Source organism: Lentzea sp. NBRC 102530, assembly GCF_030269365.1.
Lineage (GTDB): Bacteria > Actinomycetota > Actinomycetes > Mycobacteriales > Pseudonocardiaceae > Lentzea.
The window spans coordinates 15,665-32,358 of the sequence record NZ_BSTF01000018.1; the positions used below are offsets into that span (position 1 = coordinate 15,665).

Genomic DNA, 16,694 nt, shown 5'->3' on the forward strand with positions numbered 1-16,694 from the left:
TCAGGGCACTGTGTTTGATTCCTAGAGGATCCCCTTCAGGCAAGACGAAACGGCCGCCCCAAGCCTCCGGGGCGGCCGTTTCTTTCGTTCCTATGCGCCGAGTTCGAGCGCTTCGTCGTGCGTGCGGTCGACGACGTTCTTGACGTCCACGATCCGGCCGAGCTGCTTGATCAGCTGGTGCACCGTGCGGCCGTCCTGGAGCTCGACCACGACGTCGAGGCGGGAGAGGTCACCCTGTTCGGCGGGGGCGAGGCTCAGCGACTCGACGTCGACGCCGCGGCTGGAGAACAGCACCACGATCCGCGCCAGCGCCCCCGGCTCGTTGCGCAGCAACAGGGAGAGCGAATGTCTGGTCATCACACTTCCTCGTCGAACAGGGGCCGGATGCCCCGCGCGGCCATGATCTCGTCGTTGCCGGTGCCCGCGGCGACCATCGGCCAGACCTGGGCGTCCTGCCCGACCACGAAGTCGACGACCACGGGCCGGTCGTGGACCGCCATCGCCTCCAGGATCGTTCCGTCCACTTCGGACTTCGACTCGCAGCGCAGCCCGACGCAGCCGAGCGCGTCGGCGAGCTTGACGAAGTCGGGGTGGCGGTTGTGCGTGCCGAGCCTGGTGTTGGAGTAGCGGCCCTCGTAGAACAGGGTCTGCCACTGGCGGACCATGCCGAGGTTGCCGTTGTTGATGATCGCGACCTTGATCGGGATGCCCTCGGCGGCGCAGGTCGCGAGTTCCTGGTTGGTCATCTGGAAGCAACCGTCGCCGTCGATGGCCCAGACCGTGCGGCCGGGCGCACCGGTCTGCGCGCCCATCGCCGCCGGCACCGCGAACCCCATCGTGCCCGCGCCACCGGAGTTGATGAACGAGCCGGGGCGTTCGTAGCGCACGTACTGCGCCGCCCACATCTGGTGCTGGCCGACGCCCGCGGTGTAGATGGCCTCCGGGCCGGTGAGCTTGCTGATGCGCTCGATCACGTACTGCGGCGCGAGCATGCCGTCGGCCGGCCAGTCGTAGCCCAGCGGGTACGTGGTGAGCAGGCCGCCGAGGTAGTTCCACCAGTCCGTGAGGTCCGTCTTCCGCGTGATGACCGCTGAGAGCGCGGCCATGACGTCGCGGCAGTCGCCGACGATGCCGACGTCCGCCTTGCGGTTCTTGGAGATCTCGGCGGGGTCGATGTCGGCGTGGATCACCGCGGCGTGCGGCGCGAACTCGGGCAGCAGGCCGGTGACGCGGTCGTCGAACCTCGTGCCGAGCGCGATCAGCAGGTCGGCCCGTTGCAGCGCGGCGACGGCGGGCACCGTGCCGTGCATGCCCGGCATGCCGAGGTGCAGCGGGTGCGAGTCGGGGAACGCGCCGCGGGCCATCAGCGTGGTGACGACCGGGATGCCGGTCTTCTCCGCGAGCTTCTGCAACTCCCCCGCCGCTCCGCTGCGGATCACGCCGCCGCCGACGTAGAACACCGGCCGCTTCGACGATCCGATGAGCTGCGCCGCGTTGCGGATCTGCACCGGCGAGAGCACCGGACGGGCCGGCACGGTGATCTTCGGCGGGGTGTAGGTGGTGGCGGTGGCCAGCACGTCCTTGGGCAGGTCCACCAGCACCGGGCCCGGCCGTCCGCTCGCCGCGAGCTGGAACGCCTCGGCGATCACGCGGGGGATGTCGGCCGGGTCGTGCACCTGGTAGCTGTGCTTGGTGATCGGCAGCGTGATGCTGCGGATGTCCGCCTCCTGGAAGGCGTCCGTGCCGATCACCGACTTCGCCACCTGGCCGGTGATCGCCACGATCGGCACGGAGTCCATGTAGGCGTCCGCGAGCGGCGTGACCAGGTTCGTCGCCCCCGGTCCCGAGGTCGCCATGCAGACGCCCACCCGTCCGGTCGCCTGCGCGTACCCCTGGGCGGCGTGCCCGGCGCCCTGCTCGTGGCGCACCAGGACGTGCCGGATCTTCGAGTCGAACAGCGGGTCGTAGGCGGGCAGGATGGCCCCGCCGGGCATTCCGAAGATCACCTCGCAGCCGACGTCCTCAAGCGCCTTGATCAACGCACCTGCACCGGTGGTGTCCACGGTTGCTCCCCGAACTTCGATCAGCCCGCGAGCTGGCGCTCCAGCTGGCGCGGCGACAACGGCTTGTCGAGCGACGGCTCGGAGCTCAGGATCGCCCGCTGCAACTGACGGAGCCTTTCGGACGGCTCAAGCCCGAGCTCCTCGATCAGCGTGTCGCGCAGGGACTGGTAGGCCTCCAGCGACTTCCACTGCCGGCCCGCCCGGTAGAGCGCGAGCATGTACTGCGCACACAGGTTCTCGTGCATCGGGTGCTGCGCGGTGAGCACGGAGAGCTCGCTCAGCAGCGACTGGTGCTTGCCCAGCTGGAGGTCGGCCTCGATGCGGGTCTCCAGCACGCCGAGCCGGCTCTCCTGCAAACGGGTGACCTCCATGCCGAGGCGCACACCGATCTGGACGTCGACGAGCACGGGCCCGCGCCACACCTCGGCGGCGCTGCGCAGCAGACGGCTCGCGGACTCCAGGTCGCCGACCTCGAACGCGCGCTGACCGGCACTCGCGAGCCGCTCGTAGCTGCGGACGTCGACGCTCTCCGGCGGCACGTCCAGCATGTAGCCGCCGTAGCGGGTCACCAGAACGTTCTTCGCGATGCCCGGACCGTCACCCGGCATGGCCGCCTCGATGCGCCGGCGGACCTGCAGCACGTACGTCTGCAAAGTCGTGAGAGCGCTGCGTGGCGGTGTCATCCCCCACAGCTCTTCGATCAACGTCGGGACCGTGACGACGTGACCGGCCTGAAGGCCGAGCAGCGAGAGCACCTGCCTGGGCTTCACCGCGCTCGGTGCGATCGAGACGCCGTTCTCCCGTGCCTCCAGCGGTCCCAGAACCTTGATCTCCATTGGAGCCTCCCCTGCTCAGCGGCGGTCGACTTGGTCGTGCCACCAAGTTCACCTGAGCCGGGCTATCGGACGCCACGTACGCCGCCATGACTCTCGGATGGCGATCTACTGCGCCCGGCGTGAGAAATTCATATGCTCAAACGAACCCAAACCGTCCCGTGCCGTAATCGATCGAACACATGCCGTGACGGTTACTCAGAAATACTCGTCCATTGGCGTGACAGCACCCCGCCAGTCAATGCGAATTCGCATTCTGAACCGATACAGTTGCCGTCCTGAACAGCCCTCGCTTGTCTAGTATTCGGCCTGGGCGCGCGCCGTGCGAGGTCTTTGACCGGCGTTGACGGTCAGACTTTGCTCTGGAGCGGATGCTCTTGGGGGGCACGTGAATGCTTCGCCTGCGATACCGAGATACCGCGCGATCATCGTGGCGGTCTTCGCAGCGGTGTGCCTGACCGACCTGACCCGCGCTCTGCTTCTCGCCGGTGAGATCACCGAATTGGCGGTGTCGGTCATTGATTTAGCGGTACTTGTCCTGCTGCAAGTGTCGTATTTCAGGCATCTGACCGCACTCCAGCGCCACCTCGTGCTGGCAGCCCAAGCGACCCTGCTGGTCTTACCGTACGTCCTCTTCGGCCATTCCTGGGCGGGTGTCGCAGGCCTTGTAGCAGGTAACGCGCTGCTGGTCCTGCGGCCTGTTTTCGGATGGTCCGTCTTCGTCGCGACAGTCGTCGCCACCGGTCTCGCACAGGCCGTGCACGGCGAGGCGATGATGGCCACCGCGGCCACCGCCCTGCTGCTCGCGGGTCTCGCCACGGGCTTCGCCACCCACCGCGACTGGCCGGCGGCCCTGACCCAGGCGTCCGTCGCTCCTCCACCGGTCGACCCGGTCGTCACGACCACCGCGGCCGTGACCGCCGAACGCGTCCGCGTGGCCCGCGACCTGCACGACCTGCTCGGCTACAGCCTGAGCGCCATCAAGCTCAAGAGCGAACTGGCGCACCGGATCGTCGCCGACCGGCCGGACCACGGCTGGGAGTTCATGCAGGAGCACCTCACCGATATATTGGATATCACCCATCACGCGCTGGCCGACGTGCGTTCACTGGCCCGCTCCTACCGCCCGTTGTCGCTGGCGGACACGTCGGACTCGGCCAAGGCGATGCTGGCGGCCTCCAACATCGACGTTCGCGTCGAACTGGCCCACGACCCGCTTCCGGAGCCGGTCGAGACCGTCCTCGCCGCCGTCCTCTGCGAGGCCGTCACCAACGTCCTGCGCCACAGCGTGGCCAGCACCTGCACCATCGGCGTGCACCAGCGCGGCGCCACGATCCTGCTCGACGTCATCAACGACGGCGCCGCCGACCGCGCGCTCTCGATGGACTGCAACGGCGTCCGCAACCAGGCCGAACGCGTCAAGGCGGCGGGCGGCACGTTCAGCGCCCGCCACGTCGGCGACGGCTCGTTCCACGTCCATGCGGCGATCCCGGCGGTCCCGGCCCCCTGACCCGCCGGGCACCGCCTTCAGGCAACCATCCAGGCGGCCAGCCCGGACGACCAGCCCAGACGACCAGCCCAGACGACCAGCCCAGACGACCAGCCCGGACGACCAGCTCAGAACCAGCCGGACTTGCGGGCGATGCGGACGGCGTCGACGCGGTTGCGCGCGTCGAGCTTCGCCGTCGCCGCCGTCAGGTAGTTGCGCACGGTCCCGACCGACAGGAACAACGTCGTCGCGATCTCCATCGCGTCCGCGCCGTCCGACGCCAGCCGCAGCACCTCGAGCTCGCGCGGGGTCAGCGGGCACTCGTCGGTGTCCCACGCGGAAAGCGCGAGCTGCGAGTCGATCACGCGCCGACCAATCGAGACGCCGCGAATGGCGTCAGCGAGTTCTCCGACCGGAGCATCCTTGAGGATGAACCCGTTCACCCGTGCGTTGAGAGCGCGCCGCAGAGTGCCCGGCCGCCCGAGGCTCGTGAGAATGAGCGTGCGCGTCTCGGGAGCGGTGTCGTGGATCACGGTGGCTGCGGAAAGACCGTCCATACCCGGCAGGTCGATGTCGAGCACCGCGACGTCCGGTTTGTTCTTCTCGACCGCGGCGATGATTTCGTCACCTGTTGCTACCGACGCGACGACCTCAATATCCGGTTCGAGATTCAACAAGGCGACCAAAGCACCGCGGACCATTTGCACGTCCTCGGCTAGTAGCACTCTGATCATCCGACCCCCTTGCTTGCCCCCAGGTCACCATTTCGAGTCTTACACTCGGTGACCATGCAGGACAAGCATTGAGTCCGGCCACGACGAGCGTTACTCCGAATGCGCTAGGAGCAATTAACAAGGGTAATCGACGCATGACTTGGGGTCACCAGTCGCTCACAGATTGCTGACGGACCGAATCGCTGACCGGGCGGCTCGAGGACGACACGAGCACAAAACAGTACAAGCGATTCGACCCGTGCGGCAGGGTGCGAACAACCGACAGAGCCGATCTCCGCGCGGTCGTTCAGCGCGTCTCGCCCCACCGCTCCAGCAGTTCGAGACCGCCGTCGACGGTGATCACCTGACCCTGGATCCACGCCGCCTCGTCGGTGCACAGCAACGACACCGCGTTCGCGATGTCCTGCGGCACCGTGACGCGGCCGGACGGGCTCTTGATCGCGAGCCGGTCCACCAGGTCCGGGTCGATGTTCATGGGGCCGTTGTCGACGACGGTGGTGACGACGGCGTTCACGGCCACCCGGTACCAGGCCATCTCCAGCGCGAGCGTCCGGATCACGCCGTGCACCGGCGTGACGGTGTAGCCGGCGACGACCACCCGCCCGCCGTCCACCAAGGCCTTGGCGAGCGGCTCCACGATGTTCAGCAACGGCGTGAGGTCCGGCGACACCGCGTGGTGCACGAACACGTCGAGCTGGCCGCGCTCCTGCTTGACCCGGTCGAGCAGCAACCGCACCGAGTGCTCGTCGTGGATGTCGAGCTGGGTGACGGTCACCGAGCCGGGCTTGCCGGCGAGCATGGTCTTGGCGCGCTCCAGGTCGACGTTGTCACCGTCGGAAGTCGTCAGGATGACGTGGGCGCCGTTGTCGCAGAGCTTGCTCGCGATGGCGAGACCGAGCCCGTGCGTACCCGACGTGACCACTGCGATCTTGCCGTCGAGTCCCAGGCGCGTGTTGACAGGTTCGATCATGATGCTGACCACCTCGTTGTCCGCGTGGTGATCGACGTTCCGCCCGGCCGCTAGGGCCGAACTCGACTACTTCTTGCGCAAACCCTCCAAAACACGCAGGATCGCGCGTTCGACCTCACGCCCGGTGCGCTTCGGATCGGACGAACTCGCGATGGTGCTCGCGCCCGCGGACAGCGCTCCGAACAGCAGCCGCGCCATGATCTCGACCGGCGCCTCCTCGATCTCGCCGGCGTCGACGAGCAGCTGCACGGCCGTGCGGAGGAGGCCGAAGCTGAACTGTTCCTCGGCTTCCCGCCAGCGTTCCCAGCCCATCACCACCGGCGCCTCGTGGACGATGATCCGCTGGTACTCGGGTTCCAGGCACTTGCGGACGTACGCGCGCAGGCCCGCGACGGCGGTCTCCCAGGCGTCGCCGTCGGCCGTGATCAGCGCGGTCAGCGACGCGATCGACTTGGTCTCCACCTGCGCGAACGCCGCCTCGAACAACGCCTGCTTGCCGCTGAAGTGGTGGTACAGCGCACCTTTCGTCACGCGGGCGCGCTTGACGACCTCGTCGAGCGAGGTGCCCGCGTAGCCGCGCTTGGTGAAGAGGTCGACGGCACTGTCCACGAGCGCCTGCCTGGTCGACTCCGAGTACTCGGAACGTCGTGTTCGCACGACCGAAACGTATCTCACATACCGACGGTACGTACCGGTGGTATGGTCGTGTCATACCGAGAGTATGCGAGAAACCGGGGGTACGAGACATGGGCTGGGCAGACCACTACCGCCGTCGCGACGCGCTCGACGCCGTCCTGCGCGACGCCCGACGCGACCCGTCCGCGCCGCTGATCGTGGATCCGGACGTCTTCGGCTCACTGCACGAACTGCTGCTTGCGCTCGACCACCGCTGGCAGAACAAGCTGACCGCGCGCATGGAGAACGCGTCGCTGGAAGGCCACGTCGACGAGGGCCGCGTCACGGCCGAACTCGCCGCCGAGGAGCCGGTGTTGCGCGCGGTGCTGGACACACACCTTTCGCTCGGCAGTTACCGGGCGGTAGGAATGACCCCATGAGCCCTTGGACCGAAGCCGACATCCCCGACCAGACCGGCCGCACCGTCCTCGTGACGGGCGCCAACTCCGGTCTCGGCCTGCGCACCGCGCAGGTGCTCGCGGGCAAGGGTGCCCACGTGCTCATGGGGTGTCGTTCGGTCCAGCGCGGGGAGGACGCGCGCCTGTCCGTGCCCGGCTCGGCCGAGGTGCTCGAACTCGACCTCGCCGACCTCTCCTCCGTGCGTGCTGCCGCGGAGAAAGTCGCCGGGAAGGTCGAGAAGCTCGACGTCCTCGTCAACAACGCGGGCATCATGGCCGTCCCGAACGGCCGGACCGCCGACGGCTTCGAGCGCCAGTTCGGCACGAACCACCTCGGGCACGCCGCGCTGACGTTCCTGCTTCTCCCAGTACTGCGACGGAGCACCGACGCGCGCGTCGTCACCGTGTCGTCGTTGATGCACCAGTACGGTCGGATGAACCTCGACGACCCGAACTGGGAACGTCGCTCTTACAGCGCGCGTGGTGCGTACAGCCAGTCCAAGCTGGCCAACCTCTTGTTCATGCGCGAGCTGCAGCGCCGTTCGCCGGACGTGATGTCGATGGCGGCGCACCCCGGCATGACGGCCACCGACCTGGCCAACAACATGGCCGACGCGCACCGGTCCGCCGTGATGAGGGCCGGCGGCAAGCTCTTCGGCCTGTTCTCCCAGTCCGTCGAGATGGGCACGTTGCCGCAGCTCTTCGCCGCGACGTCCCCCGACGCCCACGGCGGCGCGTACTACGGGCCCGGCGGGTTCAACGGCCTGTGGGGCCACCCCGCCGCGTCGGGGATGACCGCCGCGGCCCGTGACGACCTGGCCGCGAACCGGCTCTGGGAGCTCACGATCAAGCTGACCGGAATCGCTCCAGACCTTCCGTAGGCTTGCCCGCGCTCGAGCGGTAGCCGGTTCTGGACACTTACCCTGACCTGCGCATGCGTGACCCCGGACACTTGAGTGCGCAGCGTAGGGTGGGGACGTGACTGTGGTACCTGAGGGTCGAAAGCTGCTGCGGCTCGAAGTCCGCAACAGCCAGACCCCGATCGAGAAGAAGCCCTCGTGGATCAAGACTCGGGCCAAGATGGGCCCCGAGTACCGGGAGCTCAAGGGCCTGGTCAAACGCGAGGGCCTGCACACGGTCTGCGAAGAGGCCGGCTGTCCCAACATCTACGAGTGCTGGGAAGACCGCGAGGCGACGTTCCTGATCGGCGGCGAGCAGTGCACCCGGCGCTGCGACTTCTGCCAGATCGACACGGGCAAGCCCGCCGACCTCGACCGCGACGAACCGCGCCGCGTCGCCGAGTCCGTCCAGGCGATGGGCCTGCGCTACTCCACGGTCACGGGTGTCGCCCGTGACGACCTCGCCGACGGCGGCGCGTGGCTGTACGCCGAGACGGTCCGCCAGATCCACGAGATGAACCCCGGCACGGGCGTCGAGCTGCTGATCCCGGACTTCAACGCGGTCCCGGAGCAGCTGGCCGAGGTCTTCGAGTCGCGTCCCGAGGTGCTCGCGCACAACCTGGAGACCGTCCCGCGGATCTTCAAGCGCATCCGCCCGGCGTTCCGCTACGAGCGCTCGCTCGAGGTGATCACCAAGGCCCGCGAGTTCGGCCTGGTCACCAAGTCGAACCTGATCCTCGGCATGGGCGAGACCCCCGAGGAGGTCACGGAGGCGCTCGCCGACCTCCACGACGCGGGCTGCGACATCATCACCATCACCCAGTACCTGCGCCCGTCGCCGCGGCACCACCCGGTCGAGCGGTGGGTGAAGCCCGAGGAGTTCGTGCAGCACAAGGAGACGGCCGAGGAGATCGGTTTCCTCGGTGTCATGGCGGGCCCGCTGGTCCGTTCCTCGTACCGCGCCGGCCGCCTCTACGCGCAGGCGAAGCAGAAGCGCGGCGAGGAGCTGCCGGAGAACCTCCAGCACCTGCTGACGGTCTCGGCGTCCCAGGAGATCACGAGCCTGCTCGCCCCGCGTTAGAAGCTCTCACCAACGCGACAGCTGGTCACCCGCCTGGGGTGACCAGCTGTTTTGCGTAACCGATACATCAGGGCTGATGTATCAGCGCACTCGTGCCTCGGCCTTCGTCGTCGACATCCGGAACTCGACGGTGGCGTGCAGGTCGGGTGCGTCGAGGGCCTCGCGCAGACGTGGCAGGCCCTCGTCGTCGATGCGGCGGCGGATCCCCCGCAGATCGGCGTCGCCGTGGGCGCGAACGACGAGGGCCAGGCGCGGGGCGGTGTGCGGACCGGTCAGGGTGGCCTCGACCTTGCGCACGCCGGGGTAGGCGGTGACTTCGTCGGCGAACGGCGCGGTGGCCGTCGCGGTGGAGATGCGGGTGGCGCCCTCCTCGTCGGCCCAGCGCCAGTCCGTCACCTTGCGGCGCGGGACCTGGGCGGTGAGCCAGCGCAGGCACACCAGGGCGAGCACGACGGCACCGGCCGCGACGACCCACAGCACCCAGGTGGGCGGCAGCGCGGTGCCGGGCACCACCGGGCCGGAGCGGTCGAGCCAGCGGACCAGGTCGAGGTTCACGACCAGCGCCGCGGCACCCGCGAGCAGCAGGACGAGGCCCAGCAGGGCGAGCAGGAATCGGTTCACGATGCGCTCCTGAGTGCCTTGACCCGCACCACGACCCGCGGCGGCCGGGCGAGGGCGAACTCTCCGACCCGGCTTTCCACCGCGGTGCGGACGGCCTCGTCCAGACCGTCGACCACGGCCCGGCGGGTGCGCACCACCGTGCGGACACGGCGGCGGCGCACCTTCACGGCGGCGGATTCGACGCCGTCGACGACCGCGGCCGAGCGCAGGGCGTTGCGCAGGCCCCGCACCGACACGGCCGTGTGCTGGTCCAGTGCGGCGGTGCGCGGGCGTCCGGGCACGATCGCGATCAGGAGCAGCACCAGTCCGATGGCCGCGGCGACCCCGCCCGCCACGGCCACCTCCCTGGCCGACCAGGGCGTGCTGTGCAGCCGGTCGATCAGGGAGTCGTAGGGCAGCCACGGCGGTTCGCCGAGCGCCAGTTGCACGGCGGTCACCGCGACCAGCACCGACACCGCCAGCAGGACCAGCGCCGTGAGCGTGGCCGGGAGGGCTCGGCGGGAGCGGCGGGTCATTGGACCCTCCGCACCGGCGCGGTGTCCGTGCGCAGCACGACGACCGAAACGTCCACAACGGACACCCGCAGCCCGGTGAGGGCGGCGACCCGTGCCACGAGGTGGGCGCGGACCCGTGCCGCGGTGGACGCGACCGGCGCCGGGTAGCGCAGGTCGAGGCGTGCGTCGAGGGTCGCCACTCCCCCGGTGACGCGGGCGGTGACGGAGCAGTCGAGCACGTCCGGCACCTCCAGGGCGGCACGCCCGGCGATGCGGCCCACCGCGCGGTCCGCGACGGTGGTCAGACCCGGTTGGGCGGTCCCCTGCCGGATGGTTTCCTGGTGGGGGGCGGTGAGCGTGGTCGTCATCGTCAGTCCCTGTCCCTGCCCAGGAGTTGCGCGAGGTCGAGCTTGCCCTCGGCGACCCGGCCCGCGATGAGGCCGAGCGCGCCGAAGACGAGCACGAGCAGGAACGCGCTGAAGCCCCCGAACGCGGCGGCCAGGCCGAGCGCGAGCCCGGTCAGCAGGCCCAGTGCGGTGGTGCTCATGGCGTTTCCCCTCACTGCACGCGCGCGGGTTCGGGCTTCTCTTCGCCCTCGTTGTCGCTCGGGATGTGCACGTCGTTGACGTTGATGTTGACCTCGACGACCTCGAGCCCGGTGATCTGCTCGATCGCGGTGATCACGTTGCCGCGCACGGACTTCGCGAGGTCCGCGATCGGCACGCCGTACTCGACGACGAGTTCCAGGTCCACGGCCGCCTGCTTCTCGCCGACCTCGACCGAGACGCCCTGGCCCGCGCTCGCGGTGGCGCCGGGGATGCGGTCGCGCAGCGCGCTGAGCGCCCGCGTCGCACCGCCGCCGAGGGCGTGCACGCCGCGGATCTCCCGCGCGGCGAGGCCCGCGACCTTCTGCACCACGACGTCCGCGATGGTGGTGGAACCCTTGTCGGTCACCAGCTTCCCGTTCGCCACGTTGACCTTCTCCACAGCCTGCGTGCTCATCGCGTTCCCTTCCTTCGAGGCGTTCACATCAGATCGACACGGGTGGCGCCGAAAACGTCACGACCCGTTCAGGTGATCCAACGCACGTTTGTCCACATCGGTCACAACGATCCGGATGGGGGCGTCTTCCCATTGCGTGCCAAGCAGAACCGCCCGCAGTGCCGCACCGGCCTCGTCGACCGCCAGCGGCAGGCGGGTGGCGACGACCCGGACGCACACCAGTTCGTCCTCGACGTCGACGGCCATCGTGTCGACGTCCCAGTTGATCCACGACCGCGCGGGCTCCGGCACCGACGGCCGCAGTCCCTCGATCTTCTCCAGCGCCTTCAACAACTCCGTCACGATCACCATGCGACGTCCACCACCGTGACCACCACGGACTCCACCTCGACACCGGTCAGTTCCGGCACCAGCGCGCGCACGGACCGTTGCACCGCACGGGCCACGGCCGCGGCCTGGTCCATCCCGGAGATCACCACGTCCACCTCCAGCAGCACGGCGGCGCCGGAACGCCGCACCCGCACGCCTTCGACCGGCGCGGGCTGCAGTCCCTTGATCTGCTGCCGCGCCGCGCGCACCACCGAACTCACCAGGCCCGCGACGCCGGGCTGCACCCGCACGCCCGCGACTCTCTCGGCCGCGTGCACCGCGACCGCCGCCACCGCCGAAGCGGACACGACTGCTTCGATCACTCGCTCATCCTTCGAGAACGTCGGCCACGACGAGGTCCAGGCGGGCGAGCCGCACACCGATCCGGGCGGAGGCCGCGGCCAGCACCCGGCGCCGCACCTCCTCGTACGCCGCGTGCGTGACGAGGGACGCCGTGATCGCGATGCTCAGCTCCACCTCGATCACCGGGTCCGAGCCCGTCGACTCCGGCGCCTCCACGACGCGGCACCCCCGTGCCCGCACGCCGTCGACGCCGTCCGCCGCGTACCGCAGCACCGCCGCGATCGCGCGCGTGCTGATCCGAGCCAGCCCGTCGCCGGGCAACGGCACGACGTCGGAGCGCCGCACGTCCGCCCGCACCGCCGACATGATGCGGCTGACCAGGTCGAACGGTGGCTCGACCTCTTCGCGCGCCATCTCGTCCGTCGCCGCGCGCAGCACCAGAAGGCTTTCCCGCACGGCCGCGCAGTGCGGACACGACCGCGTGTGCTCGTCCGAGAGGTCGATCGCCTCCCAGACCTCTTCGACGTCCCGCCCGCACGGCAGGACGTAGTCGGACGTCACCGCCACGGCGCCATCACCTCCGCGAGTTGTGCCCGTGCCCGCGCGAGCCTGCCGCGCACCGACTGCTGGGTCGTGCCGATCGCCTCGGCGATCTCGTCGTAGGACCGGCCGTGGACCTCGCGCAGCACCCAGCACGCCCGTTGCTCGGGGGTGAGCCCGCGCAGTGCGGCCTGCAGCGCGTCGAGCTGCGCGTTCACCTCCACCGCGCGGTCGGGCCGGGTCCGCGGCGCCGGCGACTCGTGCTCGTCGAGCTCGGTGTCGGCGTGCGGTTTGCGCTTGCGCAGCACGTTCAGGCACTGGTTGGTGGTGGTGCGGTAGAGCCAGCCGAGGAACGCCCCGTCGTCGTTGAGCTGCCCGAGCCGCCGCCACGCGGTCAGGAACACGTCCTGCACCGCGTCCTCGGCGTCCCCGCTGCTGCCCACGATGCGCAACGCCAGCCGGTACATAGGCCCCTGATAACGCCGCACGAGCTGCTCATACGCCCTCATGTCGCCGTCACGGGACCTTGCCACCAGCGTGGCATCGTCGAGTGCGGCTGCCTCGGCCACGCTCATGCGCACACCCCCGCCCACTTTTTGCTTGGTCGCCTGATGGACACGTTCGATCGCGGAACGTCACGCGGTTTGGTGATTTCCCGCCCGTGACGGCTCTCACCCGGTTTTCACCCGACAGTGGCGTGACGAAGTGGCGGCGCCGGGTATCGAACAAGCGTCAGACGAACTTCGGCCGAACGGCCGAGCAGTCACTTCCAGGAGGACGCGATGTCGCTGTCGGACAAGATCGGCAACAAGGCGGAGGACCTCGGCGGCAAGGTCAAGGAGACCGCGGGCGAGGCCACCGGCGACCAGGCGCTCGCCAACGAGGGCCGCGCCGACCAGGCGAAGGCGGCCGTGAAGGACGGCGTGGAGAAGGTGAAGGACGCCGTCGGCGGAGTCGTCGACAGCGTCGCGAAGCACCTCAAGAAGTGACGCTGACGCTTCGAGCCAACGCACGCGTTAGAGCCTCTGACCCACTGGGTCGGGGGCTCTAGCTCTTGCAGTCGCGAGACCCTCTGACGTCCGCGAGAGGGTCTAACTCACGTGAAGCGGACCTCGCTCGCGACGACGCCGTCGAGCTCGCGCACGAAGTCGGCGCCGAACGCGCTGGACGGGGTGTGCGCGCCGGGCGCCACCCCGTCGATCCTGGCGATGGCGCGGAGGACGGCGTCGGCGGTGAGGCTGTAGGCGTTCGGGGTGGTGATCGCGCACTCGACCTTGGTCTGCGCGTCCCACGCCTCACCGAAGACCTCGGCGCGGGTGTTGGCGCGCTTGCGCTCGTCGGGACCCTTGACCTTGCCGGCGACGGTCTTGGCCACGTTCTGCACGAGCGAGGTCGCCAGCACGGGCGCGAACACCTGTTGCAGCTGGCCGAGCACGCCCGGCACGGCGGTGAACGTCGTGATGTTCGGGATGCCGGTCGACCGGTAGGCGGTGCTCACGTCACCCCACGGGATGCTGCCCACCTCGCGCGGCCCCGACCGGAAGTACGCGGTGCGCCGCCGGTGCCCGATGCGCACGCTCCTCAGGTCGCCGTTCACGCGGATGCGCCCGCCCACGGCGGCGGCCTCGACGGACGTCTTGGTCGTGCCCGCGCTCGCCCCTCCCCCGACGACGAACGCGAGGTCGAGGTGGGTCGCCGACGGCAGGGCGTTCTTCAGGATCGCGGCGACGCAGTCCGTGGGGACGACGTCGAACCCGGCGCCGGGCAGCAGCACGACGCCCGCCTTGCGCGCGTCGACGTCCCTGAGCGCGACGGACTCGAAGACGTCGATCTCGCCCGTGATGTCCAGGTAGTGGGTGCGGGTCTTCAGGCACGCGTCGACCATCGCGGCGGACGTGTGCGCGAACGGTCCGGCGCAGTGCACGACGGCGTCGACGTCCTCGAGGTGCGTCCGCGCCTGCCCCAGGTCGAACGCCCGGCACTCCAGTCCGAGCGCGGCGGCGATGGGCTCGACCTTCTCGTACGAACGCCCGGCGAGCACCGGCCGCTCCCCGCGCTTGACCGCGAGCTCGGCGATGAGACGTCCCGTGTAGCCGTTGGCGCCGTAGACCATCCACGTCATGCCGCGCACCTTACCGGCGAGTAGCCCCGCGGGAACCGACCAAAGAGCCGATCAGCAGCAGTACGCCGAAACCGGACACGGGCAGTCCCCAGAGCAGCCGGCGCTGCTTCAGGTCGGCGCACACGTCCACATAGGCCGGACCGATCGCGGAGACCGCGGGCTCGTCGAACCCGAGGCCGAGGCTGTTGCCGCACGGGATCAGCGACCCGCTCGGAGACTCGATGGCGAGCATCACCCCCAGGATCGCTCCCCCGCCGAGCAGGAACGCGAGACCGACCACGACGGCGAACGTGCGCACTGACATGAGCAAAAGTTACGTCTCAAATGGACTTTGGGATAGCCCTGGTCAGACGCATTGGGGTTGATCCCCTAATCCCCCGCTGAACGCTCTCACGCCCCCGGTTCCGGCGATGCGGGCGAGAACGCGTACCGCTGCTCCACCCGGCCGTGGCGCGGATGCGGCACAGGAAGGCCGACCCTGATCCATCCGAGGCGTTCGTACAACCGCACGCCCCGGACGTTGTCGGCGAACACGAGCAACTCGACCGACTCGTATCCGTTCTTGATCAATACTTCGGGCAACGCCCGCAACAACACCTCACCGACACCCCGCCCCCACGCGTCCGGGTGCACCCCGACGTAGTGGAGGAACGCGCGGCGCGAGCCGTCCGTCTCATGTGGACCTCCGGCCACGAATCCCACCGCACGCCCCTCTTCCACCGCGAGCAGCAGGAACGACCGCTCATCACCGAGAGCGTTCTCCACACCGGGCCGCGCCTCGGCGAGCGTCGGCACCTCGTCGTACCCGTCGCGCAGGGCGACCGCGTGCGCCCAGATCATCGCGGCGACATCGACGTCGCCAGGCCCCCCAAGAACGATTTCCACGCACCCCAGCGTGTCAGCGCCGCAGCACGACCGGAAGCGATTTAAGGCTGGCCATGATGTCGTTGTGCGTCACCGCGGGCTGCTCATCACCCGCGTAGGTGGTGCGCGGAAAGCGCGCCGCGAGATGCCGGACGACGGTCTCCGCCTCCAGCCGTGCGAGCCCCGACCCCAGGCAGAAATGCGGCCCGTGCCCGAACGTCGCGTGCCCGGTCGTCTCCCGGTCGACCCGGTACTCACCGGCGTCGGCGTGGGCCTGCGGACACCGCCCGGCGGAGCCGAGGTTGATGAGCAACAGCGTGCCCTCGGGCACCAGGGTCCCGCCGATCTCCACCGGCTCGGTCGTGATCCGATGCGTGGCGCTGCGAACAGGCGAGTTGTGCCGCAGTGTCTCCTCGACCAGCCGCGGCACCAGCGAGGGGTCCGCCGCCGCCTTCTCCCACAACCCGTTGTCCAACGCGTCGTGCACCACGTTCGCAATGAGGCTCGCCGACGTCTCATGCCCCGCCACGACGAGAAGGAACGCCATCGCCATGAGCTCGTCGTGGTTCAAGTGGTCGCCATCGTCATCAGCGGCCGTGGCCAGCGCACCGAACAACGAGCCGGGGTCGAGGTCGCCGCCCGTGAGCAGCCCGTGGAAGTACCCGCCGAGCTCGTCGCTGGCGGGCTGCGACACCTCGGGCTCCATCGACATCATCGTCTCGATCAACAACCGAACCCGTGCCTGGTCCCCCGCCGGCACCCCGAGCACCTCACCGATGACGTGCATGGGCATCGGCACCGCGAGCTCCTGGACGAGATCGATCTCCTCGCCCACCCGCAACCGCCCGACCAACTCGACGGTGATCTCCTCGATGCGCGGCGCGAGCCGCTGCACCGCCCTGCCGTTGAACGCCTTCACCGCAAGCGCCCTGAGCCGCGCGTGCTGCGGGTTGTCACTGTTGAGCATGCTCGGCCCGAACAGCCCGGCGAGGTTCTCCTGCGTGCTCCCCAACGCCGCGAGCTGCCGCTTGATCTCCCGCTGGAGCCTGGCGCTGTCCTTCGAGAGCCGTTGATCGGTCAGCAACGTCCTCGTGAGTTCCAGCCCGACCGTGACGACCTGCATCTCGACACCGTTGGGCAACGTCACCGCGTGCAACGGCCCAGCTTCGCGTGCGTCGTCCTCGACCCGATGGTGCTCACGCGCGCGCAACTCGCCGCCGACCAACAAGTTCGACAT

Annotated in this window: 23 protein-coding genes and 1 pseudogene; 5 read left to right on the forward strand and 19 right to left on the reverse strand. The window is 69.3% G+C overall.

What is annotated here, in order from left to right; all coding sequences use genetic code 11:
• Positions 1–90: 90 nt before the first annotated feature.
• From ilvN to QSK25_RS36110, 3 genes and pseudogenes are all read right to left on the reverse strand, one after another.
• Entirely contained in the window at positions 91–357 is a 267-nt protein-coding gene (ilvN, locus tag QSK25_RS36100) for an acetolactate synthase small subunit (protein WP_285645112.1), read from the reverse strand.
• Positions 357–2,075: pseudogene (locus QSK25_RS36105) on the reverse strand (acetolactate synthase large subunit); the annotation flags it as partial. The pseudogene QSK25_RS36105 and the gene ilvN, both read right to left, overlap by 1 nt.
• Positions 2,076–2,083: 8 nt before the next feature.
• Positions 2,084–2,899 (reverse strand): AfsR/SARP family transcriptional regulator, encoded by an 816-nt coding sequence (locus QSK25_RS36110; RefSeq protein WP_285645116.1) that lies wholly within the window; start codon positions 2,897–2,899, stop codon positions 2,084–2,086.
• A gap of 544 nt (positions 2,900–3,443) precedes the next feature.
• On the opposite strand from QSK25_RS36110, the gene QSK25_RS36115 reads away from it, so the two are divergent.
• On the forward strand, positions 3,444–4,406 hold the full coding sequence (locus QSK25_RS36115) for a sensor histidine kinase (protein WP_285645117.1): 963 nt from the start codon (positions 3,444–3,446) through the stop codon (positions 4,404–4,406).
• A gap of 107 nt (positions 4,407–4,513) precedes the next feature.
• Here QSK25_RS36115 and QSK25_RS36120 read toward each other — a convergent pair whose 3' ends face one another.
• The 3 genes from QSK25_RS36120 to QSK25_RS36130 all read right to left on the reverse strand — a co-directional run bounded on the left by QSK25_RS36120 (position 4,514) and on the right by QSK25_RS36130 (position 6,746).
• Complete coding sequence (locus QSK25_RS36120; protein ID WP_093600134.1) at positions 4,514–5,119, reverse strand: response regulator transcription factor; 606 nt, start codon at positions 5,117–5,119, stop codon at positions 4,514–4,516.
• 286 nt (positions 5,120–5,405) lie between these two features.
• Entirely contained in the window at positions 5,406–6,089 is a 684-nt protein-coding gene (locus QSK25_RS36125; protein WP_285645120.1) for an SDR family NAD(P)-dependent oxidoreductase, read from the reverse strand.
• A gap of 66 nt (positions 6,090–6,155) precedes the next feature.
• Complete coding sequence (locus QSK25_RS36130) at positions 6,156–6,746, reverse strand: TetR/AcrR family transcriptional regulator (RefSeq protein ID WP_285645121.1); 591 nt, start codon at positions 6,744–6,746, stop codon at positions 6,156–6,158.
• 89 nt (positions 6,747–6,835) lie between these two features.
• On the opposite strand from QSK25_RS36130, the gene QSK25_RS36135 reads away from it, so the two are divergent.
• The 3 genes from QSK25_RS36135 to lipA all read left to right on the forward strand — a co-directional run bounded on the left by QSK25_RS36135 (position 6,836) and on the right by lipA (position 9,142).
• Positions 6,836–7,144, forward strand: coding sequence for a hypothetical protein (locus QSK25_RS36135; protein WP_285645123.1), 309 nt, complete (start codon positions 6,836–6,838; stop codon positions 7,142–7,144).
• Entirely contained in the window at positions 7,141–8,043 is a 903-nt protein-coding gene (locus QSK25_RS36140; RefSeq protein ID WP_285645125.1) for an oxidoreductase, read from the forward strand. Before QSK25_RS36135 ends, QSK25_RS36140 begins: the two co-directional genes overlap by 4 nt.
• 97 nt (positions 8,044–8,140) lie before the next feature.
• On the forward strand, positions 8,141–9,142 hold the full coding sequence (gene lipA / locus QSK25_RS36145) for a lipoyl synthase (RefSeq protein WP_285645126.1): 1,002 nt from the start codon (positions 8,141–8,143) through the stop codon (positions 9,140–9,142).
• An 81-nt stretch (positions 9,143–9,223) separates the two neighbouring features.
• Here the strand turns inward: lipA and QSK25_RS36150 are convergent, their stop codons facing one another.
• Genes QSK25_RS36150 through QSK25_RS36190 form a run of 9 tightly spaced genes read right to left on the reverse strand, consistent with a single transcriptional unit; the run spans position 9,224 to position 13,046 of the window.
• Positions 9,224–9,763, reverse strand: a complete 540-nt coding sequence (locus tag QSK25_RS36150; protein ID WP_285645127.1) for an alkaline shock response membrane anchor protein AmaP — start codon at positions 9,761–9,763, stop codon at positions 9,224–9,226.
• The gene (locus QSK25_RS36155; protein WP_285645128.1) at positions 9,760–10,278 is read right to left on the reverse strand and encodes a DUF6286 domain-containing protein; all 519 of its coding nucleotides are present in this window, start codon (positions 10,276–10,278) and stop codon (positions 9,760–9,762) included. Before QSK25_RS36155 ends, QSK25_RS36150 begins: the two co-directional genes overlap by 4 nt.
• Positions 10,275–10,625: an Asp23/Gls24 family envelope stress response protein gene (locus tag QSK25_RS36160; RefSeq protein WP_285645129.1), complete on the reverse strand. Its 351-nt coding sequence runs from the start codon at positions 10,623–10,625 to the stop codon at positions 10,275–10,277. Before QSK25_RS36160 ends, QSK25_RS36155 begins: the two co-directional genes overlap by 4 nt.
• Positions 10,626–10,627: 2 nt before the next feature.
• The gene (locus QSK25_RS36165; protein ID WP_089922533.1) at positions 10,628–10,804 is read right to left on the reverse strand and encodes a hypothetical protein; all 177 of its coding nucleotides are present in this window, start codon (positions 10,802–10,804) and stop codon (positions 10,628–10,630) included.
• An 11-nt stretch (positions 10,805–10,815) separates the two neighbouring features.
• Positions 10,816–11,259: an Asp23/Gls24 family envelope stress response protein gene (locus tag QSK25_RS36170; RefSeq protein ID WP_285645131.1), complete on the reverse strand. Its 444-nt coding sequence runs from the start codon at positions 11,257–11,259 to the stop codon at positions 10,816–10,818.
• Positions 11,260–11,316: 57 nt separating this feature from the next.
• Positions 11,317–11,610 carry a hypothetical protein gene (locus QSK25_RS36175; RefSeq protein ID WP_285645132.1) on the reverse strand — a complete coding sequence of 98 codons (294 nt, stop codon included), beginning with the start codon at positions 11,608–11,610 and terminating at the stop codon, positions 11,317–11,319.
• Complete coding sequence (locus tag QSK25_RS36180; protein ID WP_285645134.1) at positions 11,604–11,951, reverse strand: Asp23/Gls24 family envelope stress response protein; 348 nt, start codon at positions 11,949–11,951, stop codon at positions 11,604–11,606. The genes QSK25_RS36175 and QSK25_RS36180 overlap by 7 nt, the downstream gene beginning before the upstream one ends.
• 4 nt (positions 11,952–11,955) lie before the next feature.
• Entirely contained in the window at positions 11,956–12,498 is a 543-nt protein-coding gene (locus QSK25_RS36185; protein ID WP_285645135.1) for an Asp23/Gls24 family envelope stress response protein, read from the reverse strand.
• Positions 12,489–13,046 carry an RNA polymerase sigma factor gene (locus tag QSK25_RS36190; RefSeq protein WP_285645137.1) on the reverse strand — a complete coding sequence of 186 codons (558 nt, stop codon included), beginning with the start codon at positions 13,044–13,046 and terminating at the stop codon, positions 12,489–12,491. Before QSK25_RS36190 ends, QSK25_RS36185 begins: the two co-directional genes overlap by 10 nt.
• A gap of 207 nt (positions 13,047–13,253) precedes the next feature.
• Between QSK25_RS36190 and QSK25_RS36195 the strand changes: the two genes are divergently transcribed.
• A complete protein-coding gene (locus QSK25_RS36195) occupies positions 13,254–13,460 on the forward strand; it encodes a CsbD family protein (protein WP_285645139.1) in 207 nt (68 codons plus the stop codon).
• A gap of 107 nt (positions 13,461–13,567) precedes the next feature.
• Here QSK25_RS36195 and QSK25_RS36200 read toward each other — a convergent pair whose 3' ends face one another.
• The 4 genes from QSK25_RS36200 to QSK25_RS36215 form a co-directional block, all read right to left on the reverse strand.
• Entirely contained in the window at positions 13,568–14,593 is a 1,026-nt protein-coding gene (locus tag QSK25_RS36200) for a saccharopine dehydrogenase family protein (protein ID WP_285645142.1), read from the reverse strand.
• 10 nt (positions 14,594–14,603) lie between these two features.
• Positions 14,604–14,897, reverse strand: coding sequence for a hypothetical protein (locus QSK25_RS36205; protein ID WP_285645143.1), 294 nt, complete (start codon positions 14,895–14,897; stop codon positions 14,604–14,606).
• Positions 14,898–14,983: 86 nt separating this feature from the next.
• On the reverse strand, positions 14,984–15,478 hold the full coding sequence (locus tag QSK25_RS36210; RefSeq protein ID WP_285645144.1) for a GNAT family N-acetyltransferase: 495 nt from the start codon (positions 15,476–15,478) through the stop codon (positions 14,984–14,986).
• Positions 15,479–15,491: 13 nt separating this feature from the next.
• Entirely contained in the window at positions 15,492–16,694 is a 1,203-nt protein-coding gene (locus tag QSK25_RS36215; RefSeq protein WP_285645145.1) for a cytochrome P450, read from the reverse strand.

Excerpts from the sequence above, each read along its gene's own strand:
- QSK25_RS36175 (WP_285645132.1), bottom strand. The coding sequence starts at position 11,610 with ATGGTGATCGTGACGGAGTTGTTGAAGGCGCTGGAGAAGATCGAGGGA.
- QSK25_RS36160 (WP_285645129.1), bottom strand. The coding sequence starts at position 10,625 with ATGACGACCACGCTCACCGCCCCCCACCAGGAAACCATCCGGCAGGGG.
- QSK25_RS36165 (WP_089922533.1), bottom strand. The coding sequence starts at position 10,804 with ATGAGCACCACCGCACTGGGCCTGCTGACCGGGCTCGCGCTCGGCCTG.
- QSK25_RS36200 (WP_285645142.1), bottom strand. The coding sequence starts at position 14,593 with ATGACGTGGATGGTCTACGGCGCCAACGGCTACACGGGACGTCTCATC.
- ilvN (WP_285645112.1), bottom strand. The coding sequence starts at position 357 with ATGACCAGACATTCGCTCTCCCTGTTGCTGCGCAACGAGCCGGGGGCG.
- QSK25_RS36125 (WP_285645120.1), bottom strand. The coding sequence starts at position 6,089 with ATGATCGAACCTGTCAACACGCGCCTGGGACTCGACGGCAAGATCGCA.
- QSK25_RS36195 (WP_285645139.1), top strand. The coding sequence starts at position 13,254 with ATGTCGCTGTCGGACAAGATCGGCAACAAGGCGGAGGACCTCGGCGGC.
- QSK25_RS36170 (WP_285645131.1), bottom strand. The coding sequence starts at position 11,259 with ATGAGCACGCAGGCTGTGGAGAAGGTCAACGTGGCGAACGGGAAGCTG.
- QSK25_RS36110 (WP_285645116.1), bottom strand. The coding sequence starts at position 2,899 with ATGGAGATCAAGGTTCTGGGACCGCTGGAGGCACGGGAGAACGGCGTC.
- QSK25_RS36120 (WP_093600134.1), bottom strand. The coding sequence starts at position 5,119 with ATGATCAGAGTGCTACTAGCCGAGGACGTGCAAATGGTCCGCGGTGCT.
- QSK25_RS36205 (WP_285645143.1), bottom strand. The coding sequence starts at position 14,897 with ATGTCAGTGCGCACGTTCGCCGTCGTGGTCGGTCTCGCGTTCCTGCTC.
- QSK25_RS36190 (WP_285645137.1), bottom strand. The coding sequence starts at position 13,046 with ATGAGCGTGGCCGAGGCAGCCGCACTCGACGATGCCACGCTGGTGGCA.
- QSK25_RS36215 (WP_285645145.1), bottom strand. The coding sequence starts at position 16,694 with ATGTCGAACTTGTTGGTCGGCGGCGAGTTGCGCGCGCGTGAGCACCAT.
- QSK25_RS36155 (WP_285645128.1), bottom strand. The coding sequence starts at position 10,278 with ATGACCCGCCGCTCCCGCCGAGCCCTCCCGGCCACGCTCACGGCGCTG.
- QSK25_RS36140 (WP_285645125.1), top strand. The coding sequence starts at position 7,141 with ATGAGCCCTTGGACCGAAGCCGACATCCCCGACCAGACCGGCCGCACC.
- QSK25_RS36135 (WP_285645123.1), top strand. The coding sequence starts at position 6,836 with ATGGGCTGGGCAGACCACTACCGCCGTCGCGACGCGCTCGACGCCGTC.